Genomic DNA, 8781 nt, shown 5'->3' on the forward strand with positions numbered 1-8781 from the left:
TTCAAGGTTAGCTGCTTGTTCACGGTAAGCAGTCAATTTTGGACGTCCAGCTTTATAGTCATTTACAAAGTCATTTGCAAATTTACCATTTTGGATGTCTGCCAAAACAGCTTTCATGTTTTCTTTAACTTGCTCAGTAATTACACGTGGACCTGATACATAGTCACCGTACTCAGCAGTGTTTGAAATTGATTGACGCATTTTCTTGAATCCACCTTCGTAGATCAAGTCGACGATCAATTTCATTTCGTGAAGAACTTCAAAGTAAGCCAATTCTGGAGCGTAACCTGCTTCTGTCAAGACTTCGAAACCTGCTTCGATAAGGGCAGTCAAACCACCACAAAGTACAGCTTGTTCACCAAACAAATCTTCTTCAGTTTCTTCTTTGTAAGTTGTTTCAAGAAGACCTACACGAGCTGCTCCAACACCTTTACACCAGTCCATAGCAATGTTTTTAGCATTTCCTGTTGCATCTTGATATACTGCGTAAAGAGCTGGAACACCAAATCCTTCTTCATAAGTACGACGTACCAAGTGTCCTGGTCCTTTAGGAGCACACATAAAGACATCTACATCCGCAGGAACTTTGATAAACTCAAAGTGGATATTGAAACCATGAGCAAATCCAACTGCATTTCCAGCTTCCAAGTTTGGAGCGATTTCTGCTTCGTACAATTCTTGTTGGATTTCGTCTGGTGCCAAAATCATGATAACGTCAGCCAATTTAGTTGCTTCTGCTACTGTGTAAGTGTCAAATCCATCTTCTTTTGCTTTGTCAAAAGATTTACCTGGACGTACACCGATGATGACATCACGACCTGAGTCACGCAAGTTTTGAGCATGCGCATGTCCTTGTGAACCATAACCGATAACGGCGATTTTTTTACCGTCAAGTGCTGCTACTTTAACATCTTTTTCATATTCCATTTGAACTGCCATAGTTTTTCTCTCTTTTCTATTATTTATTGCCTTTTAGGCTGGTTTAACAAATTTAAAATATTTTTATACTCAATGAAAATCAAAGAGCAAATTAGGAAGCTAGCCGCAGGCTGTACTTGAGTACGGCAAGGCAAAGCTGACGTGATTTGAAGAGATTTTCGAAGAGTATTAATCGCGGGTAAATCCAGTGGCACCCGTTCGAGCAATATTGCGAATACCGTACGGTCGAATGACTCGCAATAGAGCTTCACTCTTTTCAGCATTTCCAGTCATTTGAATGGTAATCGAGCTTGGCGCTACGTCTACCACTGTTGCACGGAAAGGTTGAATAATTGCTAGAATCTCAGCTCGCTTCTCAGCTGGCGCTGACATCTTAACCAAAATCACCTCGCGCTCCAAATGAGGCTTGTCTGTGATATCACGAATGCGAATCACATCAATCTGACGATTGAGTTGCTTGATAATTTGCTCCACTTCATCATGTGAAGCTACATCAATAATAATGGTGATCCGCGATACATTCGGATCTTCTGTTGCTCCAACAGAGATGCTTTCGATATTAACCTGACGACGAGACAGGACACCGGTAAAGCGATTGAGGACTCCTGAACGATTTTGTAGTTTTGCTGTTAACATTCTACGCATGGAACTTCACCCCCAACATCTCATGATTACTCTTACCAGCTGGTACCATTGGTAACACCTGTTCCTTACGAGAAATATCTACCTCGATTAGCATAGGAACATTCTCAGTGATGACTTCAAGGTCTTGAGCCAAGGTCTCAGGATTGTCAAACTTATAGTTTTTAATGCCATAAGCTTGTGCCATCAATTGGAAATCAGGAAGGGTATCAAAGACTGACTCTGACGTTCTACCTTCATAGAAGGATTCCTGCCATTGGCGAACCATTCCAAGTGAGTGGTTGTTCAGCATAACCACCTTGATTGGCACCTTGTAAATGTTCAAAATAGCCAATTCCTGGTTAGTCATTTGGAAACCACCATCCCCAACAAACAAGACTACTTCCTTATCTGGGTTAGCAATTTTAGCTCCAATTGCTGCTGGAATTCCAAATCCCATGGTTCCCAAACCACCTGAAGTCACTAACTGACGTTCATTTTGGTAGGGATAATACTGGGCTGTCCACATTTGGTGTTGACCAACGTCTGTTACCACAATGGCATCTCCATTCGTCAATTCACCAATGCGTTCAATAACGGCTTGCGGTTGAACCACACGCTCTTTCTTGTCATAAGAACGAACACGGTTCTTGTCTTTAGTAACTTTCTCAATCCATTTCTCAGTATTGTTATGAACTGTCGGTTCTGCTAGTAACATTTGCAAGGCTTTCTTAGCATCTCCAACTACAGGAATATCTGCACTGATAATCTTGCCAATCTCAGCTGGGTCAATATCAATGTGAGCAACCTTGGCATTCTTAGCGAAGGTCTTAGGATTTCCTGTCAAGCGGTCATCGAAACGGCAACCAATACTAATCATAAAGTCAGCTTCCGTCATGGCAATATTAGCTGCGAAAGATCCGTGCATACCTCCCATTCCAAGGAAGAGTGGATGAGTCGTTGCAATCGTACCTTGCCCCAAAAGACTGGTTACCACTGGAATTTGATAGCGCTCTGCAAATTCATTTAATTCTGCAGCAGCTTCAGCATAACTAATTCCACCACCAGCTAGCAAGACTGGCTTTTTAGCCTTGGATAATTGCTTCAAGATTTTCTTGATTTGCATATCATTCGGCTCAAGAGTCGGCTGATAGCTTGGTAGGTTCACTTCTGGTGAATAAATGAAATCTGTTTCCAAAGCAGATACGTCTTTAGGTAGGTCAATGACGACTGGCCCTGGTCGACCTGTAGTTGCGATATGGACAGCTTCCGTAATGATACGCGGAATATCTGCCGTCTCACGAACTTGGTAATTGTACTTAGTGATTGGCATGGTAATTCCCACGATGTCTGCCTCCTGAAAGGCATCCTTCCCAATCCCTGCTCGCGCAACCTGTCCTGTAAAGACCAAAAGGGGAACACTGTCGCTCATGGCATCCGCAATCCCTGTAATGGCATTTGTTGCTCCCGGTCCGCTAGTGACGACGGCAACACCCAACTTTCCAGTTGATTTGGCATAACCTTCAGCTTCATGCAGACAACCTTGCTCATGGCGTCCTAGAATGTGGCGAATGCCTTTAAAATTATATATCGCATCATAAAAAGGCAAGACTGCACCACCAGGATAACCAAAGATGGTATCAATTCCTAAATCACGAAGTGTTTCCAAAACTAGGTCCGACCCCGTCTTAGGAGATTCTAAACTGATTTTCTCCATTGTTCCCCTTTCTCTTCTCTTAAAAATAACTTGTTACTATCATACCATTTTTTCAAAATTTTTCAAGAGAAAAGAAGAAATTTTCTGAATTTTCTATTTTAACGTTTATTTATGAATGTTATTTTTGTTTTTATTAAAAAGATACCGATTTCATTTACTAAAAAAGAAAAAAGAACTGATTTCTCAGTTCTTCATTAATCTTATTCCACACTGAATAGGTATGGGTAAACAGGTTGTTGACCTTGATGAATCTCGACTTCAACATCTTCGAATTCTTCTGTGATTTCTTGGGCAATTTCATTGGCAAGTTCTTCGCTTCCGTCTTCACCGACATAGAAGGTTACAATTTCACTATCTTCATCCAACATATGTTTCAAGGTTTCTATCAAGGTTTGGTGCATATCAGGGTTTGACACGAGGATTTTCCCATCCACCATACCTAGATTATCGTTTTCATGGATTTCTAAGCCATCAATGGTTGTATCACGCACAGCTGTTGTGACGCTTCCACTAACGACATCGCTAAGAGCAGCAGTCATACGCTCTTGGTTTTCTTCGATGGACTTACTTGGATCAAAGGCGAGAAGACTTGTCAAACCTTGTGGCAAAGTACGAGCTTCCACCACTACTGCTGGTTGTTCCAAAACTTCTGCTGCAGATTGAGCTGCCATGAAGATGTTTTTGTTGTTTGGCAGGAAGATGATGTTACGAGCGTTAACCTGTTCAACAGCCTTGATAAAGTCTTCTGTTGAAGGGTTCATGGTTTGACCGCCCTCGATAACATAATCCACACCTTGAGAACGGAAGATATCTGCTAGACCTTTACCAGCCACCACAGCAATCAAAGCATACTCTTTTTCTTCAGCTGGTTTGCTAACTTGAGCAGCTTCTTTCTCAACCTGCGCTTCGTGTTGGTTACGCATATTGTCAACTTTTACCTTGACCAAGCTACCATATTTGAGACCTTCTTGCATAACAAGACCTGGATCTTCTGTATGGACATGGACTTTGACGATTTCATCATCATTGACAACAAGGAGAGAATCCCCAAGCTCATTCAAGTAGTTACGGAATTCGTCGTAGTCAAAATCTTTGGCATAGGTTGGACCTTGCTTAAGAGCTACCATGATTTCAGTACAGTAGCCAAAGGTGATGTCCTCAGTCGCTACGTGACCAGCCACAGACTTATGATGCTCTGCATTGATCATCTCACTCATGTTGGCAGGAGTCGCTACAAAGTCCTCAGATGCAATATATTCACCAGTAAGGGCTGAAAGGAAACCTTCGTAGATGAAGACCAGTCCTTGACCACCTGAGTCCACAACGCCAACTTCTTTCAATACTGGAAGCATGTCTGGCGTTTTAGCTAGAGCTGTTTTAGCACCTTCCAAGGCTGCGCGCATGACTTCAACAGCATCATCTGTCTGCTCAGCCTTTTTCTTAGCACCGATAGCAGCCCCACGAGAAACTGTCAAAATCGTTCCTTCAACTGGCTTCATCACTGCCTTATAAGCAACTTCCACACCTGATTGGAAGGCAAGGGCCAAGTCTTGACCTGTTAACTCGTCTTTATCCTTGATGGCTTGTGAAAATCCACGGAAAAGCTGAGACGTAATAACTCCTGAGTTTCCACGCGCACCCATCAAAAGACCTTTGGCAAGAATGCTCGCTACCTCGCCAACTGTAGAAGCTGGCTTATCTGCAACTTCTTTAGCACCATTTTCAATGGTCATTCCCATGTTTGTTCCAGTATCTCCATCTGGAACGGGAAAGACGTTTAATGAATTGACATATTCAGCTTGCTTATTCAAGCGAGTTGATGCAGCCTGCACCATTTCTTGAAATAAGCTAGTAGTAATTTTTGACACGGTTATTCTCCTACAACTTTGATATTTTGAATGTAGACATTTACAGTCTGAGCAGTAATTCCAAGTTGGTTTTCCAAACTAAAACGAACACGCTCTTGAATGTTTTTTGACACTTCGCTAATCTTTGTTCCGTAGCTCAACACGGTATATACATCAACTGCAATACTGCCATCTTCGGCCGCTTTTACGACGACACCTTTGGAATAATTTTCCTTACCTAGAAGGGCTTGGAAATTATCTTTGAGGGCATTTTTACTAGCCATACCGACCACACCAAAAATCTCAGTTGCTGCTCCACCTACGACGGTTGCAATCACTTCATCTGTTAGTTCGATTTGACCATCTTTTGTATTAATTTTTACAGTCATCCTTTTTACCTCAACTAGTTGATACTCTATTTTATCATATTTCAGCCCAAGTGTAAAAGCAGAATACTGTATCAGCGGATATTTACTCTATTTTTCAAATGATTTTATATCTACAGTAAAAGAAAAAAGACCCTAAGGTCTCCTTACTTTTATTATTAAACGCGTTCAACTTTACCTGATTTCAAAGCACGAGCTGAAGCCCAAACTTTTTTAGGTTTACCATCGATAAGAACAGTAACTTTTTGAAGGTTTGGTTTTACGGCACGTTTTGTTTGGTTCATCGCGTGTGAACGGTTGTTTCCTGATACAGTCTTACGACCTGTAAAGTAACATACTTTAGCCATTTGTGTTTTCCTCCTATTAGATCTAATATAGCGGATGTGCTAGCACCACATACCGTACTATGTTATCACACTTTCTTCATTTTTGCAAGGGAATTGGAAGATTTTTTTATTTAACGTAGACAATCCCCAACTTCCCAAAAGCAACGTCTCCACGGATAATCAAAGTTTTGCTAGTTGGGGCTAGAGGGGCATCTGCCTTGGCTGCTCCACAAAAAGTCTCTACTTTTAGATCTACTCTCCAGTGTTGAGGCACGTAGATAACTGCATTCCCAAATCCGACTTCTATCTTCAAGGTTGCGCTATCTCCTAACATCTCTGCATTGTCATAGTAGATTTTTGCATTTCCAAAAGCAACTTCTACTTGGTCGTCTACAAGATCTTGATCTTGTTTATAGAAAGTCCCACTTCCAAAAGCGACTTCCTTGTCTGTCATAATGGTCTTTTCACCGTCATACCACCATTTCTTACCATTCCATGTTCTGTTAGAGTGAGTCAAATAATTAACTCCAAGAACAATTAGAATACTGGCCCAGAACAGTGATTGATTGGGAATCGGTAAAATATCATAAAAGTGGTTAGCAATCATTACTGCTACTAGAGCTGTAAAAACTGCTGAAGTCAGATGACGACGAAGCAAAGCCTCAACTGATTGGTAGGTAAAAAATCCAATACCAATCAAAGGCCAAATGTGCCCTCCTAGAGAAGGGATTCCAAAATTTCCTTGCAATAATACTAAAGCTGCCAATACTAGCAACACAATACCAAATGCTTTCTTTTTCATGTTCTTACCTCATGTTTCTTAGATTTTCTTTTAGGAGGGATTGGTAATGTCGTGAGACATGAACCTCCTTGTGGGTCTGATAAAAGGAAATGGTGCCCGTTCCTGAAAAGGACTTGTCCACCGAATAGATTTGCCGAATATTAGTAATGGTCGACTTGGATACTCGACTGAAATAACGGGGCAGGATAGACTCCAACTCATAGAGTTTAAGCCGAACCTCGTAGGCATCTTTATGGGTATGGGCATAAATCTTGCTACCTTCCGTCTCAAAGAAAAGAATTTCCGACAAGTCCAGATAATATTCACCCGTCCCCTTGTAAAAAATCAACCTAGGAGACTTAGATTCGTGCAAGAGGCGCTGTAAATCCGCAATCTCATCTGTCAAAGCCGCTGCCTTGATGACAATTTCAGTTTCCTCTAAATTGCTGTCAATTTCGATTCGTAACTTCATTCCATCTCCTTTCTGACTCTACTATATCAAAGCCAAAATAAGAAAACAAGAGCAAAAAAGCAAGTGGTTACTTTAGACCCGTAAGTGGTTCTAGGACCACCTTAACTTACAATTCAAAATAGAAAGAAAAGCACACCCCACGCAAGACCACAAATATAACCAACTACTACATCCTTGGGATAATGCACGCCACCTGAGACTCTCACTAGACCGAGGAGGGCTGACAAGACCAATAAGATAACCCCTACAGATAAACTAGCATGTAAGCAAGCCATGGAGATAATGGTTGCTGAAAAGACATGACGACTGGGCATTGACTGACCAGGACTATCTCTGTCAAGCAAGGGTTTAATATCCCATTCCTCATAAGGCCTAGGGGCATTGATTTTCTTACGAAGAAAGGACAAAATCACAAAGCCTGACGCAGGGATACACACATAGATCAAGATCTGTTTACCACGTCCTTCTTGGAAGTAGGTAGTGGCTAACAAGGTTAGATAAATCATAGGCATAACTGCCGTCATGAAGCGATTGAAAGTTCTTAACAGGCTCAGAAGAAAGGGCTTATTTTTAATGTTACTAGCAACGTGGCCATACCATTCTTGATAATTTTTCATATATTTTCTCATCACTTACTCAAATTTTGCTTATAGGGAAGCACTTGTCTTCTAGTATAGTGCAGAAAAAGAAGGCCGTCAAGCCTTCTTTAGATTTATTCTTCTGCTTCGTCTTCTGTAAATTGACTGTTGTAGAGATCAGCGTAGAAACCAGCTTGCGCCATTAGCTCATCATGATTGCCTTGCTCGATGATATTGCCATCTTTCATGACCAGAATCAGATCAGCATTTCGGATAGTAGACAAGCGGTGGGCGATGACAAAGGAAGTTCTGCCCTCCATCAAACGATCCATAGCTTTCTGAATCAATTCCTCTGTACGGGTATCAACAGAAGAAGTCGCTTCATCTAGGATTAGGAGTGGCGCATCTTTCAGCAAAGCACGAGCAATGGTCAAGAGTTGTTTTTGTCCGACAGACAAGGTCACTGTATCATCCAAGATGGTATCGTAACCATCTGGTAGGGTCATAATAAAGTGGTGAATCCCTACAGCCTTGCTGGCTTCGATCACGCGCTCCTCACTAATACCCTCTTGGTTATAGATGAGATTGTCGCGAATGGTCCCTTCAAAGAGCCAAGTATCCTGCAAGACCATTGAAAAGGCATCGTGTACTTCCGAACGCTTCATCTCTTTGGTATCTACACCATCGATACGGATACTTCCCTTATCAATCTCATAGAACTTCATCAAAAGATTGACAATGGTTGTCTTCCCAGCTCCGGTCGGTCCGACAATGGCAACCTTTTGACCTGCATGAGCTGTCGCAGAAAAGTCATGGATAATAGTTCGCTCTGGTGTGTAACCAAAGGAAACTCGATCAAAGACCACTTGACCTTTCATATCGCTCAATTGTCTTGCTTTATGGGATTCATCTTCCATCTCCTCTTCAGCTAGAAATTCGAAGACACGTCCCATGGCTGCACTAGCCTGCTGCAAACTAGTAATCCCTTGGGCGATTTGTGAAAGAGGCTGAGAAAAGATACGAACGTAGGCCATAAAGGCAACGATAATCCCGATACTGATGTGCCCATTTAAGGCCAAGGCTGCACCAACAATAATCACCAAGGCATAGCTAA

Annotated in this window: 10 protein-coding genes; all 10 read right to left on the bottom strand. The window is 41.8% G+C overall.

What is annotated here, in order from left to right; genetic code table 11:
• Positions 1–939: ketol-acid reductoisomerase (gene ilvC / locus ACLNCN_RS01515; protein ID WP_424844482.1), on the bottom strand; the 939-nt coding region annotated here is incomplete at its 3' end.
• Between the two features lie 168 nt (positions 940–1107).
• Complete coding sequence (gene ilvN / locus ACLNCN_RS01520) at positions 1108–1584, bottom strand: acetolactate synthase small subunit (RefSeq protein WP_001253803.1); 477 nt, start codon at positions 1582–1584, stop codon at positions 1108–1110.
• Positions 1577–3277 carry an acetolactate synthase large subunit gene (locus ACLNCN_RS01525; RefSeq protein ID WP_020900041.1) on the bottom strand — a complete coding sequence of 567 codons (1701 nt, stop codon included), beginning with the start codon at positions 3275–3277 and terminating at the stop codon, positions 1577–1579. The genes ilvN and ACLNCN_RS01525 overlap by 8 nt, the downstream gene beginning before the upstream one ends.
• A 200-nt stretch (positions 3278–3477) precedes the next feature.
• Entirely contained in the window at positions 3478–5145 is a 1668-nt protein-coding gene (locus ACLNCN_RS01530; RefSeq protein ID WP_070528646.1) for a DAK2 domain-containing protein, read from the bottom strand.
• A gap of 2 nt (positions 5146–5147) precedes the next feature.
• The gene (locus ACLNCN_RS01535; RefSeq protein WP_000216437.1) at positions 5148–5513 is read right to left on the bottom strand and encodes an Asp23/Gls24 family envelope stress response protein; all 366 of its coding nucleotides are present in this window, start codon (positions 5511–5513) and stop codon (positions 5148–5150) included.
• Positions 5514–5668: 155 nt separating this feature from the next.
• The gene (rpmB, locus tag ACLNCN_RS01540) at positions 5669–5857 is read right to left on the bottom strand and encodes a 50S ribosomal protein L28 (protein WP_001140948.1); all 189 of its coding nucleotides are present in this window, start codon (positions 5855–5857) and stop codon (positions 5669–5671) included.
• Positions 5858–5963: 106 nt separating this feature from the next.
• The gene (locus tag ACLNCN_RS01545; protein ID WP_424844483.1) at positions 5964–6638 is read right to left on the bottom strand and encodes a LiaF transmembrane domain-containing protein; all 675 of its coding nucleotides are present in this window, start codon (positions 6636–6638) and stop codon (positions 5964–5966) included.
• A 4-nt stretch (positions 6639–6642) separates the two neighbouring features.
• A complete protein-coding gene (locus tag ACLNCN_RS01550; protein ID WP_424844484.1) occupies positions 6643–7089 on the bottom strand; it encodes a LytTR family DNA-binding domain-containing protein in 447 nt (148 codons plus the stop codon).
• A gap of 113 nt (positions 7090–7202) precedes the next feature.
• Positions 7203–7706: a phosphatase PAP2 family protein gene (locus tag ACLNCN_RS01555; protein ID WP_424844485.1), complete on the bottom strand. Its 504-nt coding sequence runs from the start codon at positions 7704–7706 to the stop codon at positions 7203–7205.
• A gap of 95 nt (positions 7707–7801) precedes the next feature.
• A partial coding sequence (locus ACLNCN_RS01560; RefSeq protein ID WP_424844486.1) for an ABC transporter ATP-binding protein occupies positions 7802–8781 on the bottom strand: 980 nt, incomplete at its 5' end.

Source organism: Streptococcus sp. CL8.13 (genome assembly GCF_049737895.1).